This is a genomic window from Candidatus Hydrogenedentota bacterium, assembly GCA_013359265.1.
Lineage (GTDB): Bacteria > Hydrogenedentota > Hydrogenedentia > Hydrogenedentales > SLHB01 > JABWCD01.
Genome location: JABWCD010000018.1, coordinates 87,300 through 108,543, shown reverse-complemented (window position 1 = coordinate 108,543; position 21,244 = coordinate 87,300). Strand labels below are relative to the sequence as shown.

Annotated in this window: 19 protein-coding genes; 9 read left to right on the top strand and 10 right to left on the bottom strand. The window is 60.5% G+C overall.

Features of this window, described 5'->3' with window-relative positions; translation table 11 throughout:
- Positions 1 to 11: 11 nt before the first annotated feature.
- From HUU46_16355 to HUU46_16340, 4 genes are all read right to left on the bottom strand, one after another.
- Positions 12 to 353, bottom strand: coding sequence for a P-II family nitrogen regulator (locus tag HUU46_16355; protein ID NUM55218.1), 342 nt, complete (start codon positions 351 to 353; stop codon positions 12 to 14).
- A gap of 14 nt (positions 354 to 367) precedes the next feature.
- Positions 368 to 1,861: an efflux RND transporter periplasmic adaptor subunit gene (locus tag HUU46_16350; GenBank protein NUM55217.1), complete on the bottom strand. Its 1,494-nt coding sequence runs from the start codon at positions 1,859 to 1,861 to the stop codon at positions 368 to 370.
- Positions 1,858 to 3,507 (bottom strand): TolC family protein, encoded by a 1,650-nt coding sequence (locus tag HUU46_16345; protein ID NUM55216.1) that lies wholly within the window; start codon positions 3,505 to 3,507, stop codon positions 1,858 to 1,860. The genes HUU46_16350 and HUU46_16345 overlap by 4 nt, the downstream gene beginning before the upstream one ends.
- A 660-nt stretch (positions 3,508 to 4,167) precedes the next feature.
- Positions 4,168 to 5,106 (bottom strand): alpha/beta fold hydrolase, encoded by a 939-nt coding sequence (locus tag HUU46_16340; GenBank protein ID NUM55215.1) that lies wholly within the window; start codon positions 5,104 to 5,106, stop codon positions 4,168 to 4,170.
- A 176-nt stretch (positions 5,107 to 5,282) separates the two neighbouring features.
- On the opposite strand from HUU46_16340, the gene HUU46_16335 reads away from it, so the two are divergent.
- The 3 genes from HUU46_16335 to HUU46_16325 are packed head-to-tail and all read left to right on the top strand — an operon-like array spanning position 5,283 to position 7,909.
- Positions 5,283 to 5,681: a cobalamin biosynthesis protein CbiX gene (locus HUU46_16335; GenBank protein ID NUM55214.1), complete on the top strand. Its 399-nt coding sequence runs from the start codon at positions 5,283 to 5,285 to the stop codon at positions 5,679 to 5,681.
- A complete protein-coding gene (locus tag HUU46_16330; GenBank protein ID NUM55213.1) occupies positions 5,678 to 7,276 on the top strand; it encodes an FAD-binding oxidoreductase in 1,599 nt (532 codons plus the stop codon). The genes HUU46_16335 and HUU46_16330 overlap by 4 nt, the downstream gene beginning before the upstream one ends.
- A gap of 60 nt (positions 7,277 to 7,336) precedes the next feature.
- Positions 7,337 to 7,909, top strand: a complete 573-nt coding sequence (locus tag HUU46_16325) for a peroxiredoxin (protein NUM55212.1) — start codon at positions 7,337 to 7,339, stop codon at positions 7,907 to 7,909.
- Between the two features lie 76 nt (positions 7,910 to 7,985).
- On the opposite strand, the gene HUU46_16320 is transcribed toward HUU46_16325, so the two are convergent.
- Genes HUU46_16320 through HUU46_16310 form a run of 3 tightly spaced genes read right to left on the bottom strand, consistent with a single transcriptional unit; the run spans position 7,986 to position 10,380 of the window.
- Entirely contained in the window at positions 7,986 to 9,047 is a 1,062-nt protein-coding gene (locus HUU46_16320) for a hypothetical protein (protein ID NUM55211.1), read from the bottom strand.
- A 55-nt stretch (positions 9,048 to 9,102) separates the two neighbouring features.
- Complete coding sequence (locus HUU46_16315) at positions 9,103 to 9,723, bottom strand: redoxin domain-containing protein (protein NUM55210.1); 621 nt, start codon at positions 9,721 to 9,723, stop codon at positions 9,103 to 9,105.
- Positions 9,724 to 9,747: 24 nt separating this feature from the next.
- Positions 9,748 to 10,380: a redoxin domain-containing protein gene (locus HUU46_16310; protein NUM55209.1), complete on the bottom strand. Its 633-nt coding sequence runs from the start codon at positions 10,378 to 10,380 to the stop codon at positions 9,748 to 9,750.
- Positions 10,381 to 10,618: 238 nt separating this feature from the next.
- On the opposite strand from HUU46_16310, the gene HUU46_16305 reads away from it, so the two are divergent.
- Positions 10,619 to 11,206, top strand: coding sequence for an acyloxyacyl hydrolase (locus HUU46_16305; GenBank protein ID NUM55208.1), 588 nt, complete (start codon positions 10,619 to 10,621; stop codon positions 11,204 to 11,206).
- Between the two features lie 74 nt (positions 11,207 to 11,280).
- Here HUU46_16305 and mutY read toward each other — a convergent pair whose 3' ends face one another.
- A complete protein-coding gene (gene mutY, locus HUU46_16300; protein NUM55207.1) occupies positions 11,281 to 12,366 on the bottom strand; it encodes an A/G-specific adenine glycosylase in 1,086 nt (361 codons plus the stop codon).
- Between the two features lie 133 nt (positions 12,367 to 12,499).
- Between mutY and HUU46_16295 the strand changes: the two genes are divergently transcribed.
- Entirely contained in the window at positions 12,500 to 13,123 is a 624-nt protein-coding gene (locus HUU46_16295; GenBank protein ID NUM55206.1) for a hypothetical protein, read from the top strand.
- A 275-nt stretch (positions 13,124 to 13,398) separates the two neighbouring features.
- Here the strand turns inward: HUU46_16295 and HUU46_16290 are convergent, their stop codons facing one another.
- Both HUU46_16290 and HUU46_16285 read right to left on the bottom strand, forming a co-directional pair.
- Positions 13,399 to 14,343 (bottom strand): hypothetical protein, encoded by a 945-nt coding sequence (locus HUU46_16290; GenBank protein ID NUM55205.1) that lies wholly within the window; start codon positions 14,341 to 14,343, stop codon positions 13,399 to 13,401.
- A gap of 16 nt (positions 14,344 to 14,359) precedes the next feature.
- Positions 14,360 to 15,643 carry a DUF1080 domain-containing protein gene (locus tag HUU46_16285; GenBank protein ID NUM55204.1) on the bottom strand — a complete coding sequence of 428 codons (1,284 nt, stop codon included), beginning with the start codon at positions 15,641 to 15,643 and terminating at the stop codon, positions 14,360 to 14,362.
- Between the two features lie 265 nt (positions 15,644 to 15,908).
- On the opposite strand from HUU46_16285, the gene HUU46_16280 reads away from it, so the two are divergent.
- The 4 genes from HUU46_16280 (at position 15,909) to HUU46_16265 (ending at position 21,230) form a co-directional block, all read left to right on the top strand.
- On the top strand, positions 15,909 to 17,582 hold the full coding sequence (locus HUU46_16280) for a TolC family protein (protein NUM55203.1): 1,674 nt from the start codon (positions 15,909 to 15,911) through the stop codon (positions 17,580 to 17,582).
- Positions 17,583 to 17,621: 39 nt separating this feature from the next.
- Entirely contained in the window at positions 17,622 to 18,311 is a 690-nt protein-coding gene (locus tag HUU46_16275) for an inorganic pyrophosphatase (GenBank protein ID NUM55202.1), read from the top strand.
- Positions 18,312 to 18,502: 191 nt separating this feature from the next.
- Positions 18,503 to 19,552, top strand: coding sequence for a type II secretion system protein (locus HUU46_16270; protein ID NUM55201.1), 1,050 nt, complete (start codon positions 18,503 to 18,505; stop codon positions 19,550 to 19,552).
- A 64-nt stretch (positions 19,553 to 19,616) separates the two neighbouring features.
- Positions 19,617 to 21,230: a hypothetical protein gene (locus tag HUU46_16265; GenBank protein ID NUM55200.1), complete on the top strand. Its 1,614-nt coding sequence runs from the start codon at positions 19,617 to 19,619 to the stop codon at positions 21,228 to 21,230.
- The last annotated feature ends 14 nt before the right edge of the window (positions 21,231 to 21,244 follow it).

Below are 21,244 nucleotides of genomic sequence, written 5' to 3'. Positions count from 1 at the left end.
GGTTCCTTTCCTTACAGCGCGTTGTCTTGTTGCTGTCCGGTGTGAATTCGGACGGCACGCGTCATTTCCGTTACGGCGATGATGCCGTCGCCGGAGTTGCCCGTGTGTGCCGCTTCCCGTATTGTCTCTACGAGGTGGTCGCAAACGTCATCGCCGCAGAAAATTTCGATCCGTTTTCGCGGTTTCAGGAAGAGCGACTCCATCGTGGCGACATAGTGTCCGTCCGGACCGCGCCCTCGGCCGTCGCCGTCGCAATCCGAAATCGTCATTCCCGGATAGTGTGTGCACTCGTGCAAGCGCCTTACGACGCGTTGCAGCATATGTGGTTGAATAACCGCCAGGATGTGTTTCATGTCACGCCTTTCGATCAGTGGTCGTGGGTAGCGCCCGACTTCTCAATATCCGCCTTGATCAGGTAGCTGTTCTTGCTTACGTACGTCACGCCCGCCTCGAGTCCGGAGGTCACTTCGACCCAGTCGCCGAAATTCCTCCCCAATTCGATTGGACATATTTCGTACAGGTCGCCGTCCCGCATAAAGACGACTGACCAGTCCCGAAACTCCTGGATCGCATCGGCCGGCACCGCGATTGGAAGCTCCAATTCGGCGTCGTCAACGAGTTCCACGGTGACATAAAGGCCGGGGCGCCAGAGGCCCTCGGGGTTGGGGATATTTACGATCGCGTGTGCGGTCCGGGTTTCCTGACCGACTAAGTCGCCGATGAAGGACACGGCGCCTTCGGCGGAGATGTCCAAGTCTGCGGAGCGTACGACCGCTTTCTGGCCGGGCCGCAAGCGTTTGAGATCGGTCGCGTAGACGACGATCTTCACCCAGACGTTGCTCAGGTCTGCGATGACAAAGCAGTCGTCGCTTTCCTGGACGGCCTCGCCGAGCGCCAGGTGTTTCTCGATAATCGTGCCGTTAATCGGCGAGCGCAGTTCGAAGTGGGTGAGGGAGTTTCCGCCGGACGTAATCGCGGTATCCGGCAATCCGAGCGATTCGAGCTTTTGTTTTGCGCTTCGGACGGCGATTCCCGCTTCCGCCAGGACTTGCCGGGCTTGAAGCAGTTCCTGGTCCGCCGAGATTTTTTTCGCGTGCAGGTCGCTTTCAATTTTGTATCGGGCTTGCGCGAGTTCCTGCCGCTCGACGGCGGCCAGGTATTCGCTCTTGATATCGGCAAGTTCTTTGCTGTCGATCACCGCGAGCAACTCGTTCGCCTGCACCTTGTCGCCCATTGCTTTCTTGACTTCACGGGCAACGCCGGACAGGCGCGGGGTAATGTGCACGAGCCGGTCGGCGTCCAATGCGATCTCACCGGGCAGTTCGATCGAGTCGTTCACAGAGATTGGGCCCGCTACGGCGAACTCGACCCCTGCCTGGACCGCGGCGGCCTCCGCCATCGTGGTGCGGCCCTCGTAGCTTGCGAATTGCCAATCGTGGGATTGGCCATTGTAGGTTGCCTTGACGTCCACGTCGAAGGAGTGGGGTTCCTCGACGACTTGCTGGCCGAGGAGGTAGTCCTCCCGCGAAACAAACGCGATGCGGTCGGTCCGCCCGCCGAACCGGTGGAGATCAATTGTCAACTGGACGTCGTCCGGCGGAAGCGGTTTGCCGTCGCTATACGGGAAGATGTGGAATTCGGGCGGAATGCCGGACTCGAAGATCGTGATCTCCAACTCCAGATCGCCGCTCCGCAGGAGTCGTCCATTGTGAGGTCCGCGTTCGTATTCCGCCTTGGCGGGCGCTCCGGCATGTTCCTCGCTCGTGTCAACCGACGGCGGCTCCGAATTGACGATGTAAACGAAAACGGCGCCGCCGGCAATCAGCAGAATTGCGGTAAGCGCCAGACTAATAGCCTTCATCGAGTAACTCCTTCAGCCGGGTTTGCGGGGGCGACGCCGTCGTTAACGGCCTGGCCGGTATAGCGCTCCATTTCGACCTTCGCGTCGTAGTGCCGCCCAACGGTCTCGAGCAGTTCGCGCTTCGCGTCGAACAACGCCCGCTGACTCAGCAACACGTCCACCAAGCCGAATTTGCCCTGACGATACCCTTCTTGTGTTGCATCGAACGCGTCTTGGGCTTTGGGCAGTATGACTTCTTCCAAGGTCTTTGCTTCTGCATAGGTCGCGTTTAACGTCTGCCAGTGCGCGGCAATTGCCGCTTGAATACGGACGCGAAGCGCGCGCTCTTCGTCCGACACCTGCGAGACGGCGGCTTCGGCTTCGCGTATGCGTCCCTGATTTCGATTAAAGAATTGCAGCGGAACGGACACGCCGAACAGGACACTGAATTCCCGATCGTGCGAGTTGTCAACGTTTCCGCGGTACAGTTGAAGTCCGTCGCCGAGGGACCAAGCATATCCACTGGCGCCGGCGCGGCCGCCCGTGCCGGTGGCGCGAACGCCCGCGGACACCGTGACGTCCGGTTTTCCGTTTGCGCGTTCGAGATGCACCTCGGACTCGCGGCGCTCCCGTTCGGCGATCCACCGCTGCACGTCCGGCGATTGTTCGATTCGCGAGAGGAAGCTTTCGACGGTCTCGGGAGCGGCAGGCACGCGCAAGGACCCTAAGACCTTGGCGAAGCGGGGCGTGGTCGAGCCCCAGTGCGCCGCGAGCCGTATGCGGGCGGAACCGAGTTCATGTTCGGCATGTTCGGCCTCGAGCTGTATACCGCGCAGGTCTACTTCGCTTCGCGTTTCCTCGAGCGGCGACAGTTTCCCCGCGGCAACGCGCTCGCGCGTTATACGATGGGCCTCTTCGGCGAATTGCGCGAACGACGTCGCCGTGTCGAAGCGATGCTGCAGCAACAAGACTTCGTAAAAGGCCCTGGCAGCCGACGCCAGGACTTCCGCGCGGCGGACCTCGTAATCCATGTCCACCACACGCTGTTCGTCCTGAGCGACACGGATTCGCTTCATTCGCTTTCCGCCCAACTCGATAACTTGCGAAAGGCTCAATGTAATCTCGGCGGAATCGAAACCGCTCGACGAGTCGGCTACTCTGTCCTTATCGAATCCAACCGCGATCGGCCGGGACGGACTTAACGAGACGCTGGTCGTACCCGTATTCGGATCGCGATCCACGCTCACGCTGCCAAGTGCGCTCGACGGATTCAGCGTAACGCTGGACGCGGATTGCGTCTCGCCTCCGTACTTCCCGATGCCAATGTCCTGAACTTCAACATTCAGAACCGGATTCGGCCGCAACCCTGCTTGAATCGTGCGCGCCTCCGCCAATCGCGGTTCCCATGCGTAGGCGGCAAGATCTGGATTGTGTTCGAGCACCAGGCCAAGGCAATCCGCGAGCGCCAAGTCGCCGGCCGGATCGGGCGCGACGAGCGAAGGCTGGGACGGCCCGTCCTGCGCCAAGCACATCGTGCCCATCGCGGCAACGGCGCAAAGCCGGATCGTTCGCAAATACAACGTCACTCGGATCGATCGCTTTCGTTCGCGCATCGCGTCGAGCGGATCAGTTTGGATGCAATTTGAGAGACTGCGCTCTTCAATCATGTTTGATTTCCAGTGAGTCGGCTACACTCTTTTGTTTACTGGAGACGGACAGGGACTTGGGCTGCTCTTCCCGCGGACATTCGTGCGTCAGCGAAGACGCGCGCGCCTGCAAGGAGAACAGTAGCTCCCGCCCAAACGGCGCGCGGCCTTTGGCGCGGGACAGGGATTGCCTATAAAAGGAGGGAACAGATGTGAGGGGATTGGGCCGCCGCGCGCGGATACGTTCGGAAGACCGAACGATCGACGACGCTTTGGGGCGGCTGCGGGACCGCCGCGAGCACTGGAGACAGCGCACAACTTGCTACGCCGGCGGAATGACCCGATGTGCTGCCACTCGGCGCCCAGGAGTAATGGTGATCGTGATCGCCCGATTGTCCGCCGCCTGGTAGCGGCTCTTCGCAGCCGCGGTGGTGGATTTCCAGATGGAGAGCAGAGCAGTACCCATGAACATCGTGATAGCCCGCCTGCTGAGCGTGGCCAGGCAAATGACGAACACCATGATGCCCAGACACTGCGTGCTGCGAAAGGCACAGAACGGCGAGACAACACACTATGGATACGGACAGCCGCATGTACCACAGGCTACCGGATTCACCGGGTAAAGTCAACTTGCGTTCGCCTCCTTAGATTGCAGCGTTGCGGGCCAGGATATGAGAGTCGTTACAGGTGTGACTTGATCCACGCGAGCGCGTCCTTCACGTAGACGCGCGTCAGTTTGTGGTCCTGGTTGTACCATTTGATCTGTGAGTTGGGGCTTTCGATGTAGGCGGCATACGTCGCGTTCATCTCGGGCACCGTGTAGAAGCCGTCTTTTTCGCCCAGGAGCATGAGGATCGATTTGCCTTTCACGCCCCACGTGAAGTCGACGGGCGCTACCGGGCCGTAATCGAGCGACCGCATCGGCGGGACGCACGCGACGGCGGTCTTGATGCGCGGCTCCGTGGCCAGGAGATAGATCGAATCCATGCCGCCCATGCTGTACCCGACGATGCCGATGCGGCGCATATCGATGTCGCCGCGGGTGGAGACATAGTCGAGCGCGCGGCGGTAGTCCTTCACCGTTTGCACGGCGATTTCCGTAAAGTTGAAGTAGTTGATTTTCTCCGGCGCCGTTGGGTCTTTGTAGGCGTTCACGTGGAGGTAATCGATTTCGTTGCTGCGTTCGCCGTGCGCGGGTGCGTCGAGCGCGAGCACTGCGAACCCGTCGTCAAGCAGGCCCTTGCGCACCTCGCCGCCGTTGATGTAGTTGCCGTCCTCCCACCAGTTCTCCTTGCCGCCGGACCAGCCGTGCAGCAGCAAGACGAGGGCGCAGGGTTTCGGCGCGTGTTTCGGGATTTCGATGTAGCCGGGCACGAGGAACCCTTGTGCGCCGCGAAACACGACCTTCTGTCTCACGGAGGGATCGCGTTCGGCGTCCCAGTCGCGCACGATGCGCGCCTCGAGCGGGACGTTCTTGTTGTAGTCGAAGAACGGGAGGCGCGCCTTGTAGGCTTCCTCCGTGATGCGCGGGTACGGCTGCGCCGATTGCGCCGTCGCGCCGGCCGCACAATAGAAGAAGATTAGGCCCAGAACGGTGTGAAGAATTGCGTAGGGTTTCATGGCCGTTTCCCCGAGTAGTCCGATTATGATTACGAAGCACGAGCAGGAAGATACTACAACAAGACGATTTGAATGTGCGCAAGAAGGGTCTACAAATCTGCAACGAAGCAGAGACGCACGCTTTGAAATCTCAGATTTCGGATTTGAGATTTTGGATTGAGGTACAATGCCGCGGTATGAGGACGCATTCGAAGATCGCAATAATACTCGTTGACCACGGGTCGCAGCATGCGGAGGCGAACGACATGCTCGTCGAGGTTGCGCGCCTGGTGAAGACCCAGGCTGGCGGGGCGATTGTCGAGCATGCGCACATGGAGTTGGCCGAGCCGACCGTCGAGCAGGCGTTCGAGGCGTGTCTCGCGAAGGGAGCGGAACATGTTGCCGTTCTTCCGTACTTTCTTGCGCCGGGACGGCACAGTACCGTTGACATTCCGCGTTTGGCGGCGGAGGCGGCCGGCAAATTTCCCGGGATAACCTACACGGTGACGGAGCCGCTGGGAATCGATTGGCGCATGATCGACCTTGTACTGCGGCGGGTTGACGAAGCGTTGGCGCCCGAGGCTTCGCGTCGATGAGCAATGCGATAGACGCATGGCGCTCGGCGCTCGGGCCCGACAAAGTCGACGACGCGCCGGCGACGCTCGAACGCTATGCGCGCACAACCTTGCCCACCGCGACGCGGCCCGCGTGCGTGCTTTATCCGGCGACTACAGAGGAAGTGCAAGCGATTGTGCGCATCGCATCCGAACATCGGGTGGTCGTGTATCCGATATCCCGGGGGCGGAACTGGGGATACGGGGATGCATGCGCGCCGACGGACGGCGCGGCTATCGTCGACATGAGCCGAATGAACCGGATTCTCGAAGTGAACACCGAACTCGCCTATACGGTTATCGAGCCGGGCGTGACGCAGGGCCAACTCAACACCTATCTCAAAGAGAACCGCACGGGATTGTGGATGGACTGCACCGGCGCGGGCTGCGAAGCGAGCGTCGTCGGCAATGCCATTGACCGCGGATTCGGTCACACGCGCTACGGCGATCACGTTCAGACGACGTGTGGGATGGAAATCGTGCTCGCCGATGGGCGCGTACTGAATACAGGTTTCGGGCATTACGCCAACGCGAAAGCGGCGCGCGTGTACGGCTACGGCATTGGACCGTCGCTGGACGGGATTTTCTACCAGTCGAATTTCGGCATTGTCACAAAGGTTGGACTTTGGCTTCTGCCCGAGCCGGAAGCGTTCAACTTCTTCTTCGCGCGGCTGGACCGCGACGAGGACATTGGCGTCTTCGTGGATCGCATGCGCCCGCTGCGGCTTGCGGGCGTCGTTCAATCCGCCGTGCACATGGGTAACGACTACCGCATCTTTTCCAGCCGCGGCCGTTACCCGTGGGAGGCGACAAACGGCAAGACACCGTTGCCGCAGGACCTTCGCGAGCGGTTGCGCAAGAAATACGGACTCGGCGCCTGGAACGTGGCCGGGGCCTTGACCGGCACCCGCGGGCAGGTCCGCGCGTCGCGCACAGCGGTGAAGCGCGCGTTGAACGGCCTGGGCGGCGTGCGCTTCGTAAGCGACAAACAACTCGACTTCGCGGACCGCGTGTTCGGGCTGCTGAGCAAGTTCGGCATCGCGCGCGAGACGGCGCACTTCATCACCTCGGCCAAGCCCGTGCTCGACGCGGCCAAAGGGGTGCCCGCGGACCAGCCCGTCCGTGGGACCTATTGGCGCCTGCGCCACGAACCGCCGGCGCATGTGAACGATCCGATCGAGGCGGGCGCGGGATTAATGTGGGCGTCGCCGGTGTTGCCGATGCGCGGCGAAGACGTGCGGCGCGTGTTGCAGATCGCCGATCCCATCTTCGCGCGCCACGGGTTCGAGCCGATGACCACGCTGACGCTGTTGAACGAGCGTTCGCTCATCGCGGTGTTGAACGTTTACTTCGACAAGAGCGCGCCAGACGAGGCCGCGCAGGCCACCGCGTGCCACAACGAATTGATCGATGCATTGGCGAAGGAAGGGTACTATCCGTATCGCGTGGGATTGGACACCATGCCGAAGATGGTCCACGAAGGGGACGTCTTCTGGGAGGTCGCCGGGGCGCTCAAACAGGCGCTCGATCCGCTGGACATCATTGCGCGGGGACGTTATATCCCGCCGCGGCAATAGGTTACTGCGTCCTGAATTCCTGTGGTATTATGTTCGTCTAATTCTGCAAGGAGTAACACCATGTTCAAACGAATTTCCATAGTGGTCGCGGCCGCGTTCATGGCGATGCCGCTGATCGCGATTGCCCAGGACGATGCCGCCGCGAAGTTGAAAGTCGGCGATACTGCTCCGGACTTCGACATTCCGGAACAGAAAGCCGTCGAGGGCGCGCCGAAAAAACTGTCCGATCTGAAGGGCAAAAAGAACGCGCTGATTGCGTTCTATCCCAAGGCGGATACGCCCGGCTGTACAAAACAGATGTGCGGGTACCGCGACGACATCCAGCAAATCCAGAGCGCGAACACGGAAGTGATTGCGATCAGCGTCGACCAGCAGATGGACAGCGAGAAGTTTCAAGAGAAGCACAAGCTGCCGTTCTCGCTGGTCGGGGATCCGCAACACAAGATCATCGAGGCGTACGGCGTGCCGTTGAAGGACTACAGCGGCAACAAGTTTGCGCAACGGTCCGTGTTTCTCGTCGACAAGGAAGGCAAGATTACGTACGTCGACTTGGACTACAAGGTCGCCGAGGACAAGGATGCGCTTTACGGGCAGATGAAGGCGCTCGACGGCGGCGGGAAGAAAGAGTCGTAGCCAAGCCCGAAACAAAGCCGGCGGCGCGCCGCTCGAAGTGGCGCGCCGCCGAATCGTTTTCCAGAAGTGGCCGGCGCTACTGCTGGGCGCCGTACATTCCCGGGTCGGCGAGTTTTTCCTCGAAGATTTCGACGCCGTTGTCCTTGCGAAGCTGGTCCATCACTTTGGCGTAGAGGATGTTTCGCTGCAGTTCCGGCTTCGATTCGTCGAGCGTCTTGGGCATTTCCTCCGTGCGGCCCGTCACGACGCAAACAAGCATGCCGTCCGGGTAGGGGCGCTGCGTGACCTTGCCCTGCGCGTCCTGTGTCGCTTCCGTCCAGCCTTGAATGAAGATGGGGCCGATGACGTCGCCGACGTTCGCGCCCGAGGCCTGTTGCCAGAACGGCGCGAATTTGATCTTCATCGGATCGTTCTCGAGTTCCGCCTCGACAATCGCGGCGCCAGGGAGCGGCGTCGGACCGTTCACGAACTCCCGCGGGGACGCGCCGGCCTTCAGTTTCTTCGCCAATTCCGTGCTGGCGCCGCGAACCTCGCTGGAGTCGCCCGGGATAAGCACGCCCGTGAACGCAACGCGCTCCGGGTGCTTGAGCTGCGCCTTGCGGACTTCGAACTCGTCCGCATATTCCTTGTCGCTGATGGCGATCGTATTCTCGGCTACCGCCTGTTCAATGCGCAGGTAGACGCCCTGCTCGGCTTCGAGGTCCTTGACCATTTCGTCGATACGAATTTCCTTCTCCTGCTCGAAGTACTTCAGGTCCTCTTCTTTCATCTTGTAATCTTCCGGGTTTTCGATCTTGATGAAAACCTCGGGATCGTTAATGCGAAGCACGGCCTCGGCCAATTCGCGCGGCACGTGGAGTCTGTTCGCCGCGACCAGTTCTTCGGCGTTTTGTTCGCGCACGCGCCGATCGAGGTAGTCCTGCACGGCTTTGAGCATGTCGCCCTTGGTGCGGATAAGCGGACGTTCCTTCGGAGACATCTCGCGCAGCACTTTGTCGAAATCGCCTCGCGTGATGGGTTTGCCGTTCAGCATGGCGATCTTGATGCGGTCTTTGTCTGCGATGAATCCGCACGACGACATAAGCACGAATACGGCAAGCGCGGCGGCCGCGGCGCCGCGAAAAGACTGGGTAAGCACTACTGACTCCTTCAAATCCCAAAGAACCAAGTCTATCATTCGGCGCGGGAGCCAGTCATCCTTTCGTGATTTCGGCGACAGCCTGAGTCAGGTCGTTCAGGTGGACGAGTTCGAGCCAGTGCCTTTTCAGAGCGCCGCTGGTATCGAATACGAAGGTCGCCGGGAGTTCGCCGTCCCAACCGGATGTACCGGCGCCGAGCGCTTTGACCAGTTTGTCCGGCGGCAGGTCTTGGAGCACGAACGCGGGAAACGGCAGCTTCTGTTCGACGACAAACGGTTTCACGGTATCGTCGAGCGCGTATTCGGCATCGGCGCTAAAGCTCAAGAATGCGACGTTCTCCGCGTCGCGCTCGCGGTAGAACCGCGCGAGTTCGGGCATCTCTTCAATGCACGGGATGCAATAGGTCGCCCAGACGTTCACAACGAGGACCTTACCCTTGGCGGCGGCGAGCAACTCAGCCACCTTCACGCCGTTCGCGAGCGACACACCGGGACTGGCAACCGGCACTCGATCTATCGCGGGGGCTGACGGTACCTCGGATACGGTTTGCGCGGCCGGGGCTTCGGCGCCATCCGGCGATGGTGCGCCGCATCCGAGCTCCAGCACGGCGGTGACAAGGAGCAACGCGGCAGTGCGCCGGACCGTAAACGATCCGGCGCACGCGCCACGTGCCATAACGCGTATTGAAGTCACTCGGGGTTACGCGGCTTTGCGTTTGATGCCACAGCCATATGCACTGTGCTTGGGTTCGGAGACGGGTTTGCCGGCAAGCAATTCGTCGAGCGCGGCGGCCACGTAGTTCTTGTAGTCCGCGTCGGTCGGCTTTTTCTGATTGTCGATGCTGCCGTGGTAGGCGAGTTTGCCGTCCTTGTCCGCGATGTAGATTTCCGGCGTGCGCTTCGCCCCCATCACGTCGGCGTATTTGTTGTCCACATCCTTGAGGATCGGGTATGGAAGCTTCTTTCCGGTCCGGTTGTCGGACGTGGCGTATTTTGCGATCTCCGCAGTTGTCGTGCTCGCATGCGAGTCGATGCTCAGGAAGACCACCCCCTTGTCGCCGTATTTCTCCGCCAATTCGGCATAGCGCGGTTCGCACTCGTGCGATACGGGGCACTGCTGTGACGTGAACGACATGACGACAATCTTGCCCTTGTGCGCGGACAGGGAGTGTTCCTTGCCCTCGTAATCGGTCAGCTTGAAATCGGATACCGCTGTCCCGATTTCGGGCGCGTCCGATATAGCCGCTCTCACGGGGCCGGGTGTAACGAAGGCGAGAGCCAACGCCATCCCCGCGACGGCAAGGCCAAATAAGCCGAACTTCTGTTGCTTCATGTCAGGGTTCCTCCGTTGGATGCGGCGCCGCGCATCGTTGGTTTGCTGAACGGAAATGGTAACACCACCGGACGATGTTTTGTGCCCAATGGAACGGCATTGACGATTGGGGGATAGTGACTGGGAGAAGGTGATAGCGCAGGGCTGGGAACGACAGCGACCCAGTATTTAATTGACAAAATATGTGGATTTCGCTACCCTGTCGTGTGACAGCCAGGCATTCTGGGAGTTTATCGAAATGCGTCGGTTTCGTTTGCGAACGCTTCGCGTCATTGCGATCCCTGTGGTATTTCTTGCGGCGGCTATGCTGGCGCCGGTGGAGACGTCTGGGGACGAATCGTACGGCGTAATTGATGGATTCAGCGATGGACGGTGGCGGACGGAAGTCAGCGTTTCGACCGGGTTCCATTCGGGACGCCGCTCACGAACTGGTGACGTGCAGGTGACGGGTAACGTCGAATACGAATGGCCGGTGTTCGCTCGGTGCACGCTGGGCCTGCGCGCCTACCCCCTGTTCCTGTATAAACAAAACGACCCGAACGACACGCTGTGGGGCGGGGGCGTCGGCGGGGTTGGCCGCGTGTACCAAAACGCGGGCGACCGGAACGGCTGGTTTGGCGAGGCCGGTGCGGGTGTTATCTGGCACACGAACCATATCGAGGGCAACTCCGCCACGATGGACTTCCTGCTCGAGGCGGGGGTGGGATACCAGTTCAAGAACAACTGGCACGTGACGCTGCAGGCGTCGCACCTTTCGAACGCGGGGTTGAGCGACGACAATGCGGGGGCAAACAGTTTGGGATTGGCAGTCGGGTTTACGTTTTAGCGCCTTCGCAGACGCGGATGATGGGAGCTGTACGAGGAGTGCAAGCAGCAGGAAGCGTTGGCAATCCAACTAGGTTACAGCGCGCCCAGGAACTTGTGAACGACTTTAGGTAGCGCCAGCCGATTGAGTTGCTGCCTCGTACTCCACCGCATCTCGTCATGATGTTTTGCCGTCAATTCGCCGCGGGATATGGCGCACGCATACACGTGCAACGACACCCGGAAGTGCGAGTATGCATGTTGGACGCTGGCGATTAACCCTCCCACTTTCACGCGCACGCCAAGGCTTTCGCCAAGTCCGCGTATAAGCGCCGATTGATGTGTCTCGCCGTTGTGCACGGTTCCGCACGGGAATTCCCAGAGTCCGCCGAGCAGCCCGTTGCTTGGCCGCTTTACGAGCAGGTAGCGTCCATTCTGATTGATAACCGCCGCGACCATTTCGCGGCGTGGCGTTTCGGCCTTCGCTTTGCGCACGGGACGTTGATCGACGACGCCGGCGACGCGCGCGGCGCAAAACCGTCTGGCCGGGCACGTACCGCACTGCGCGGACTTCGGCGTGCAGATGCGCGCCCCGAGCTCCATCATCGCTTGATTGAAATCGCCCGGGTGTTTCGCGGGCACGAGTCTGTCCGCGAGTTTCCACAATCGATCGCGCACCTTTGCGTCGTCCGTGCAATCGGCGATGTTGTAGAGGCGCGAGAGCACGCGGATGACGTTACCGTCGAGCACGGGGACGCGCTCGCCGTACGCGATACTCGCAATTGCGCCGGCGGTGTAGCGGCCTACGCCGGGGAGGGACTGCAGTTCTTCGGCGGTGCGCGGGAATACTCCCCCGCATTCGTCGGCTACGATTTTTGCGGCGCGATGGAGGTTGCGCGCACGCGAGTAATACCCGAGCCCTTCCCACAATTTGAGGACGCGGTCTTCCTTCGCGGCGGCGAGTGCCTGCACCGTCGGGAATGCGGAGATAAAGCGTTCGAAATATGGTAATCCCTGATCGACGCGAGTCTGCTGGAGCATAATCTCGGAAAGCCATATTGCGTACGGGTCCGTGGTGCGGCGCCACGGCAGATCGCGCGCGGCGCGCCGATACCACGTGAGCAGGGCGCGGCGGAATTGCGAAGGGGACGATTGTGGCGTTCGTTTGTTCTTCGTCGTCATGATGCAGCCGATCGAACCATGCAAGGCGGTACTACCGTACCGCACTCGACGGCGCGCCGCGCAAATTTTCGCGGTGGGCGGCGCGCTCTGTTAGTGTTTCTCGATGGGCGCCGTAAATGGGAGAAGTTCGTAGATGGGCCGGCTGAGACGGGTATCGATTGTCGTTGCGATTGTCGCGCTTACGTTTGTCATTGTGGCGGCAACACTGGATTTTCAGTTGGCACGCGCGGCAACGAGTTCGCGCACGAACTTTGCGGAAGCGAGCGTCGCCCGCGGAGGAGCGCTGCACGTGTTGTCCGGCGATCGCATCTACCTCCACGCCGAGAACCGCGAAGGGCTCGGTGGGAACCTCGTATGGGAAATGAGGCGTCAGTTGCAGGACGTCTGCGGGGTGACGGTGACATTACTGAACAACAAGCCCGGGCCGGAGGACTTTCCGCTGGTGATGACCGCTGTGCGCGACGACGCTGCGTTTTGGACGCCGTTCTACGCGAGCGGGTCGGCAAAGGTCTTCGCGAAGTTTGCGTCGAACACGAGCCACATAACAGTCGATACCGGGGCGGCGGTGTTCGATGAAGACAATGGAGGCTCAAAAGTCATTCCACTGGTTGTTTCGCTGAATGCGACCGTCGAGAATTCGACCTTTGGGTTGGTATCGCTGCCCGCGTTTCGGAAATTGATGCTGCGGGACGCGGCACGGGGGTTTGCGGAATATTTGAAGAAGGCCATCGAAAAGGCGGAGGCAGGTGGAGCGTAGGAGCTATAGGTCCTGATGCATTCCAAGATTGCATGCAAGTGGCTGACATCCCCCTAAATCCCCCTTCAAAGGGGGACTTAATGCGGCGCAAATGACGTCGTTCCGCAATTCTTAAAGTCCCCCTTTGAAGGGGGATTTAGGGGGATGTTGAAGGCGAATGTTGAAGGCGGACTTAGGGGGATGTTGAAGGCGGACTTAGGGGGATGTTGAAGGGGGATTTAGGGGGATGCGGTTTACCGCAATCCGTTGCGCCAAAGCTTGACGCGCCAAACGGTCTATGGGTTGAGGTAGGCGCGCACTTCGTTGAGCACGTCCGCGCGATCTTTCCAGGGCTTGTACGCGAGGCGCATCTGCCAGTCGTATTCTCTGCCCACTTCGAAATTCGGCACGACCAATTGGAAGTCCCACGCGGGGCAGGAATCGTCTTTGGCCGCGTTATCGCCACCACCACTGGGGGAGTGCGCAAAGCGAAGGTATGGATTTGGCTTCCACATGAAGATCAGCACCATGTTCCTGAAGCGCCCGTAAAAGAACGGCTCGGAGAACCGCAGCGGCGAAAAACCTTGATAGAGTGTGTCTGATGGCGGGGGCATGGGCAGTTCCGCGGTGTCGCCTTCCCAACGCACGGTGCTGTCGCGTCCGTGCTGCGCGGTGCAGAGCTGCGCCCACTTCGGGGCGTCGAGCGTCGATCCTTCGCGCAGGAAATACATGCTCTTGTCGAGCGGGCCATTGATGTACGACGCCCAGAACACGCCGAAGTATCCGCCCTCGAACACGTCCTCCGTCGGTACGCATTTGAAAGTTGCGTCGATGTAGTACGGCTCCGCGAGCGTGAACGTGGTCCAGCTCTCGACCTTATAGAACGGTGTCGGTGCCTGATGCAGTTCTGCCGTCTTATCGTTTACCTTTCGAAACGTGATGGGAGAATTTCGCGGCTCGAAGAAGATATTGGAATCTTCGTGACGCGGGCGCGCATCGAAGTAGTGCTCCAGATTCAGACCTGCGTACGCGGGAACGAACGGGCTCTCGGCTTCGTCCGGCGAGGTGATACTGAACACGCCGTTGTACCGTTGGCGGTGCGGATTGTTGCCGAGGTTGTTGCCGATGAGGCATGTAAGGCGCGAGACCGAAAACGTATCGAAGTCGACGCCTTGCTTCCCTTGCACGTCATCGGCCGGGCCCGCGGCGATTACCGCGGCGCACAGGACTTGGATCAGCATCGTGCCTTCCTCCGGGCTATGGCAATTCCTTGATGCGAATGTTGCGGTACATGACCTGGTCGTTATGTTCGGTAAGGACGATAAACCCTTCGCGCAGGCGCGGGCGGAGTTCGTCGACAGCGTCCATGTCGGCCTCGTTTACTTTTTGTCCGTTGAGGTAGTAGGAGATGTGCGTGCCATCGAAGATCGCCTCGGATGCGTTCCATTCGCCGTGCGGTTTGGATGCGTTCACCGCGGGCGCCTGCACGTCGTAGATCGCGCCGGTGCTGTTCTTATCCGGATCCTTGCCGTAATCGCCGAGCATCTGGTATTCGAAACCGACTTTCGAGGCGCGTTGCGCGCGCGGCGCGCGGAAGTGGACGCCATTGTTGCCGCCGGTGGGCAGGTTCCATTCCCACTTCATATGGAAGTTCTTAAAGCGGCGTATCGTGCGAAGGCCCTGCGAACCGCCGGTGTTGCGGCTCAGCGCACCGTCCGCAATCGTCCACGCGTCTTTCTTGGCGCCAAGGACAATCCAACCATTGAAAGTCGTGCCGTCGAACAGCGCGACAAACCCTTCGGCGCGCTCTTCCGGTGACAGCCCCGAGTTATCCGGCGTCCATTGTTGCGATTCCTCGGGCAAGGCGGAGGCCGTCTCGAGCGTGTCGTAGCTTGATTGGTCCGCCATGAGCACAAAGTGCGCCGCATCGTCCAATTGGTGCGGCAAGCCACCGAGCACGAGTTGGGGCTTCTTCCACGATTTTTCGTCCGGCGCGATCACATCCAAGTCGCCGTACCGTTCGCACGCGAGTGTGAGATGTTTCGACACGCGGTTAAACGCGCGCGCGCACTGCTTGGCGTCACCGCCCGTGATGAGAAATAGGAACCCGGTATCTTTCGCGAAGGCCTTCGCAACGGTCCGCGCCCATTCGAGCCTGGCCTTCTCGCCATGCGGCGCGGGCGCGCCCATCACGTTTATCACGCTGACCACGGCGCGGTCCGCGCCTACGGCGTGCACCTGGCGCGCGGCTTCCACCGCGTCATTGGCGATCGACTTGCCATCGTCGGAGGCGCCGTACACGTCGAAGCAGATCGAGTTCCCGCCTACGGTGGCGATCCGGTTCATGGCGCGGGCAACGTCTTCTCTCGTGACGCCCGGCTTGCCGATCTCCGGCACGCTGATGGCGCGAACGGTGTAGGCGTTGGCGCCACGCTTGAGCGTTCGGGCGGCGACGGAGACCGCGTTCTTGTCCTGCGCGTACGCGTTCCACGAAAGGGCCGAGGCCAGCACGCATGCAATCACAAAAGTAGGACGTGACATACCCGAATAACCCCTTTCTTGCGCCGCAGTTGGAGAGACAACTGTAGCAAATGACGGACAAAAGGTCGAAAGTCCGCGACCCGGCGTCAGGGCACGCGGGGTGCCGATAGTGCGACCCGCGGTGAGCGCGCTTGCGAGAGTCCTTGCAGGCGAATTAATTGTGGCGCCCGCAGACATTCGACCATCGGGCGATGCCCCGAACGGCTTTGATTGGTATTCGGGCACTGACGTATCATTGGTGGACGTGGAAGGAAGTAACCATTCGATGTTTAGAACCTGCACTCTCGCCCTCGCGATGGCGTTTTGCTCCGGCGTTTCACTGGCGGACGACGCCGCGCCGGCGGCTGCGTCGCCCGAGCCGGCTGCGACCGAAAGCGTCAACGAGCCCATCGGCCCGGTGACGTCGGATGCCGTGCTCGAGATGATGAAGTCGCTCGAGGATTTCATGGCGCAACAACCCCAGGACGTGCCGAAGGGCGAACCATTGGTGCTCGACGCGCGCAAAGCGGTCGAGCTCGCGACCACGCAGAATGCCAAAGTGCTGGTCGCCGAGGACGACGTGGAGGCAGCACATGCCAAGATCGGGCAGGCCCGATCTCGAATTCTCCCGCAGGTCACGGTGTCGTCGACGCAAACGTGGACCGAGTTTAACGAACGCGACCAGAATTTCCTTCAGGAACTGATCTATGGCGGCAGTCTGGGCGGTGGCGGCCTTGGCGGAATCGGTGGCGGCGGGCTTGGCGGCGGCCTGGGTGGAGGCGGCGGCTTGGGTGGAGGCGGCGGCTCGAACCAGATACCGGGCAGCCGCGTTGCGCGATTTGTGCTGGGCAGGGTTGTGACCGAATTGCTCGATATCGACAGCCTGTACGAGCGGCCGGACGATTTTCGAACGGACAAGCTGACAATTAATCAGGTGATCTTCGCGGGCGGCCAAATCAAGGCGGCGATTCGCGCGTCGAAATACCTCGCGGAGTCGCAGGAATTTCAGCAGGAGGCAACTCTGGCGCAACTCGAGTACGACGCGAAAGAGGCGTACTACACGGCGGCGGCGTCGCAGGCCCTCGTGCGCGTGGCCGAGGAAAGCGTGCGGACGTTCGAGCGGCAGTTGAACGATACGAAGCAGATGTTTGACGTTGGGATGGTGAGCAACTTCGAGGTGCTGCGAGCGGAAACCGAACTTGGCAGCCGCAAGTCGAGTCTTGTCCAGGCGCGCAACGGACAACGTCTCGCGTTTGCCAACCTGTGCCGTGTCGTTGGCGTCCCGCAGGATACGCCGCTGACGCTCGACACCAAATTCGACTATGTGCCGAACACGCAGGACCTCGACGCGTTGGTCGCGTACGCGTACGAACACCGGCCGGAAATCCTCGCGTTGAAGAAAGGCATCGACGCGGGCAAGGAAGATGTAAAGCGGGTCCGCGGCCAGTATCTGCCGCAGGTAGCGGGCAACATCCAATGGCAAAACGTCGACAACGGCGGGCTGACGCAGCCCGATGGCTGGACCTTCAGCATCGGCGGCCAGTGGGACGTTGCGACGGGCGGCCGGCGCAAATACGAGCGCATCGAATCGAAGGCGCGCCTGAGCAGCCTCGAGCATCAACTGAACGATCTGGAAGCGCTGGTCGAACTCGATGTGAAGGCCGCACAAATCCAGATTCAGGACGCGATGGCGCGCGTCGCGAGCGAACGCGGCACGCGCGAACTTGCCAAAGAGGGGCTGCGTCTGGCGGAACTGAGGTTCCAGGAAGGCGCGGGCACGCAAACAGAAACGCTGGACGCGGAACTCGCGCTGACCAGTGCGGACACCGCGTTGGTGCAGGCGCTGCGCGATTTTGCGGTGGCGAACGGTTCGCTCGAGCGCGCCATCGGCAAGAGCTGGGTGCGCGATGAGGGCCAGACCGGCGAAGCGGCCGCGACACCCCCTGCCGGCAACGAGTAGCAGACACTCCACGCACACGTTCGGTTCAAGGTAGTACGCATGAGCGAATCGAAAGAAACCATCTCGGCCCTACTGAGTTTATTGTACCGCGCGCACCCCTGGCACGGCGTACCGATTGGGGAACGCGCGCCGGACGTCGTGACAGCCTACATTGAAATGACTCCGACTGACCCGGTGAAGTACGAGCTCGATAAGGGGACCGGGCTGTTAAAGGTAGACCGGCCGCAGAAGTTTTCGAGCACCTGCCCGACGCTGTATGGGTTTGTGCCGCAAACCTATTGCGCGGAGCGATCCGGCGCATACTGCGCGGAACGCACGGGGCGGACCAACATTATCGGCGACGGCGACCCGCTGGACATCTGCGTGCTGACCGAGAAACCGATTCGCAAAAGTAACGTGCTGATTCAAGCCATTCCGATAGGCGGGCTGCGCATGCTCGACGGCAGCGAGGCGGACGACAAAATTATCGCCGTGATGGTGGACGACGAGACGTTCGGCGAGATGCGGGACATTGCGGACTGTCCCAAACGGCTGATCGATCGGCTGCGCCATTACTTCCTGACCTACAAGCAGGCGCCGGACGCCCAGGACAAGGTTTGCGAGATAACGCACGTCTACGACCGCGTGGAGGCGCGCGAGGTCATCATCCGCGGGCGGGAGGATTACCTGCGGCGCTTCGCGAATATTGGCAATTTGTTGAACAAAACTCTAAAATTTGGCGAAGCGTAGGCGGGTCGCGGTTCAGCCGATTGCGGGAGCGCTTGTTTGCCGTTTGACTCGACAGCGCGAACGTATTCGATTGACGGACTCCCGCGCCTTATGCTACTGTGCGGGCTGTAGTTAGACGTATAATCCCCGGCGCGGCATTCCTCGTTCCGGCGCCTTTGGGGTCGGGGTGTGCGCAAACCAGTAGGTGGGCGATGCGGCAAGCTAAGAGGCGGCGCGGCTTCACGCTGATCGAACTCATGATGGTGATCACCATCATTTCGATACTTGCGGCGCTATTGCTTCCGGCACTGGCCCGCGCGCGCGAACGCGCCCGGCGCGTGGTGTGCTCGAACAACCTCAAGCAACTGGGCCTCACGTTTATCATGTTCGCCAATGAACACCAGGGAAAGTTTCCGCCGGGGCACCCCAACCACTACTACGGCGAACCGGACACCCGCCCGCCCGCCAACGATGACGCCGTACTCATCCGAAATAATCTGACCTTCGATCCGCGCGGCATGTTCCCGGATTATCTCAGCGATGCCAAGGTGCTGCGCTGTCCGTCGAACGCGCAATTGCTCGAGGACCCCCAAGTGAACTGGTTCTCGGACCTGACGTTCGTGCCCCGCTACGTATCGCCTGTCGTGGCAAACGACCCGCGAAACGCGACGCTGCTTCCCAAGCTCATGAAGGAACGTACGGATTACGAATGCATCACGAGCCAGTTTTACATCTATTTGCCATTTGCCGTCGAGACCGAGGAGAATCTGCTGTTTTTGAAGGACGAAATCGACCGCCAGATGTCGCTGGGAAACACGGATTTTCTTCGCGAAGACTTTACGATGACAGGCGGTCACGGGACAGCGGGATCGGACCAGTTCTACAGACTCGACGTCGGCATCGCGCGCCGGTTCATCGAGGACATTAACGATCCCGCGGCGTCCGCCGTATCCGACACGCAGATTCCCGTCATGTTCGATACGATGGCGTGGGACGACGACCTCGATCCGAACCACTTCGCGCCGTACGGCGGAAACGTGCTGTATCTGGATGGGCACGTGGAATGGTACGAGCTGAAAGACAACGAACTTCGACCGCCGTATACGTTGCTGTTACTGGAGTTTTGGAAGGCGAACGTCTACACGAACGAGGGTATCAAGAACATTCCTCCGTGGTGCAGCAACCGGGCGAAGGGCACACCGTTCCGTCCGCGTTACGAGTTCTATCCAAGCGACGAGATGTATAAGGGATTGTATTTCTGAGGAACGCGCCCGGCAGGCGGTGCGCCGCCGGCCGCGCGAGGAACTGGGGAGAAAGAGATTGAACATGGTCCATCGGTATAAACGAATCGCGTTGCCGGCCGCGTTGGCGCTTCTCGTGTGCGGGCAGGCGTACGCGTGGGGCCCCGTCGCGCAGCGCTCGATAGTGGCGACCGCATTTCAGGTGATCGGCCGGGGATTCGCCGACCCATTCAAGACCACCGACTACAACTACGAGAGAGACGTGCTGGCCGGCGCGGAAGCCGGCCGTGCGGTGCTCAATTCCGAGGGCCAGCTCGGGTCCAAGCAGGACGTGCTAAACGCCATCGGCACGGAAATGCAGTTGCTTCGCGAGGTGCGAAAGCGCGGGAGCGGCGGCAGTTACTTCGCGTACCGAATGGGCGTGCTGGCGTCCATGGCGTCGGACGTTATGTTTCCGTTGACGTTCGAGAAGGATACGGCGGGTGCGCGCCTTGCCAAACAGGTCGAAGACGACATCGACAAGCATCTGAAGTCGTATCAGTCGCGGACGAAATCGCCACGGCTCGAATACATCCGCAATCCCGCGCAGTACTTCCAGCAGCGCGAGGCGACCTTTGCGGACGCGCGGTTGTTGCTTGAGAACGATTACGCGGCCGGCAGCGGTTACGCGGGGTATGCGAGTTCCGCGTCGCCCGCGATGATGCAGTCCTCGGTCGAAGCGGTCGCCGACGTCTGGTTCACGGTGATGCGTCCCGAGGGCGATTCGAGCGATGTGAAGCCGTCGGACAAGTCGTTGACCGCGTATTTCACGGAGCAGGTCGTCTACCAGCTTCGGACGAAGAAGAACCTGCGCGAGGCGGAGCGCGCGTACAAGCAGTTCGCGGAATTGAAGACGACTTCTCTGGCGGCGTACGACAAGATTGGCGACGCGTTTTACGCGTTCGGCGGCGAAGGCCGCGACCGCGCGGTCCAGGAGTGGACGAACGCGCTCACGCTGCCGGGACCCGGACGCAACGACGTGATGAAAAAGCTTTCGCAGCATTACCTTAATCTTGGAAAGGCATATCTGGCGGCGGCGCCAAAACCGAACGCGCCAAAAGATTCGTTGCCGAATGCGTTGGCGAATTTCACGAAAGCGCTCGAGTTCGACCAATCGAACGAAGAGGCCGGTCAACTTATTAACGAAACACAGATTCAAATCTCCGAACGTGACCAGCGCCTCGAACTCGCGATCCGCACGCTTTCGGCCGCGGAGTCCGTGGTGAAACAGGCGGAACAAAGCAAAGTAGACCAACAATTCGCCGAGGCAATTGCGCAGTACAAGAAAGCCATCACGGTCTACGAGCAGGTGGGCGACGAGTTCACCGAGCAGTTTGAAGCCGCGGATGCGGGAAAAGAAGACGCCAAGCTGCGCATCGCCCAGATTATCAAGGCCGTTTTGGATTTGGCTTCCGATCGCATCGAGGACGGCGACCGGCTTATCGATACGAAGAAGTTCGACGACGCGATCAATCAGTTCAATAGCGTCGAGACTCTGCTGAAGGTTGTACCGGAGGACTTGCAGGGATCGCAATTACAGGAGAAGAACACGCTGATCGAGCAGGCCGCGCAAAAAGTACAGGATGCGGAAAAGGCCAAACGCGCCGAGGAACAATTGCAGCAGAACAAGGCTGCGGTGGGCGGCCCGCCGGCGCGCTGATACGCGGATCGGAA

What these genes read in the sequence shown, in the direction of transcription:
- HUU46_16315 (NUM55210.1), bottom strand. Translation starts at nt 9,723, where the DNA reads ATGGCACGTGGCGCGTGCGCCGGATCGTTTACGGTCCGGCGCACTGCC.
- HUU46_16345 (NUM55216.1), bottom strand. Translation starts at nt 3,507, where the DNA reads ATGATTGAAGAGCGCAGTCTCTCAAATTGCATCCAAACTGATCCGCTC.
- HUU46_16285 (NUM55204.1), bottom strand. Translation starts at nt 15,643, where the DNA reads ATGTCACGTCCTACTTTTGTGATTGCATGCGTGCTGGCCTCGGCCCTT.
- HUU46_16305 (NUM55208.1), top strand. Translation starts at nt 10,619, where the DNA reads ATGCGTCGGTTTCGTTTGCGAACGCTTCGCGTCATTGCGATCCCTGTG.
- HUU46_16310 (NUM55209.1), bottom strand. Translation starts at nt 10,380, where the DNA reads ATGAAGCAACAGAAGTTCGGCTTATTTGGCCTTGCCGTCGCGGGGATG.
- HUU46_16355 (NUM55218.1), bottom strand. Translation starts at nt 353, where the DNA reads ATGAAACACATCCTGGCGGTTATTCAACCACATATGCTGCAACGCGTC.
- HUU46_16340 (NUM55215.1), bottom strand. Translation starts at nt 5,106, where the DNA reads ATGAAACCCTACGCAATTCTTCACACCGTTCTGGGCCTAATCTTCTTC.
- HUU46_16325 (NUM55212.1), top strand. Translation starts at nt 7,337, where the DNA reads ATGTTCAAACGAATTTCCATAGTGGTCGCGGCCGCGTTCATGGCGATG.
- mutY (NUM55207.1), bottom strand. Translation starts at nt 12,366, where the DNA reads ATGACGACGAAGAACAAACGAACGCCACAATCGTCCCCTTCGCAATTC.
- HUU46_16350 (NUM55217.1), bottom strand. Translation starts at nt 1,861, where the DNA reads ATGAAGGCTATTAGTCTGGCGCTTACCGCAATTCTGCTGATTGCCGGC.
- HUU46_16280 (NUM55203.1), top strand. Translation starts at nt 15,909, where the DNA reads ATGTTTAGAACCTGCACTCTCGCCCTCGCGATGGCGTTTTGCTCCGGC.
- HUU46_16275 (NUM55202.1), top strand. Translation starts at nt 17,622, where the DNA reads ATGAGCGAATCGAAAGAAACCATCTCGGCCCTACTGAGTTTATTGTAC.
- HUU46_16270 (NUM55201.1), top strand. Translation starts at nt 18,503, where the DNA reads ATGCGGCAAGCTAAGAGGCGGCGCGGCTTCACGCTGATCGAACTCATG.
- HUU46_16330 (NUM55213.1), top strand. Translation starts at nt 5,678, where the DNA reads ATGAGCAATGCGATAGACGCATGGCGCTCGGCGCTCGGGCCCGACAAA.
- HUU46_16290 (NUM55205.1), bottom strand. Translation starts at nt 14,343, where the DNA reads ATGCTGATCCAAGTCCTGTGCGCCGCGGTAATCGCCGCGGGCCCGGCC.
- HUU46_16335 (NUM55214.1), top strand. Translation starts at nt 5,283, where the DNA reads ATGAGGACGCATTCGAAGATCGCAATAATACTCGTTGACCACGGGTCG.
- HUU46_16265 (NUM55200.1), top strand. Translation starts at nt 19,617, where the DNA reads ATGGTCCATCGGTATAAACGAATCGCGTTGCCGGCCGCGTTGGCGCTT.
- HUU46_16295 (NUM55206.1), top strand. Translation starts at nt 12,500, where the DNA reads ATGGGCCGGCTGAGACGGGTATCGATTGTCGTTGCGATTGTCGCGCTT.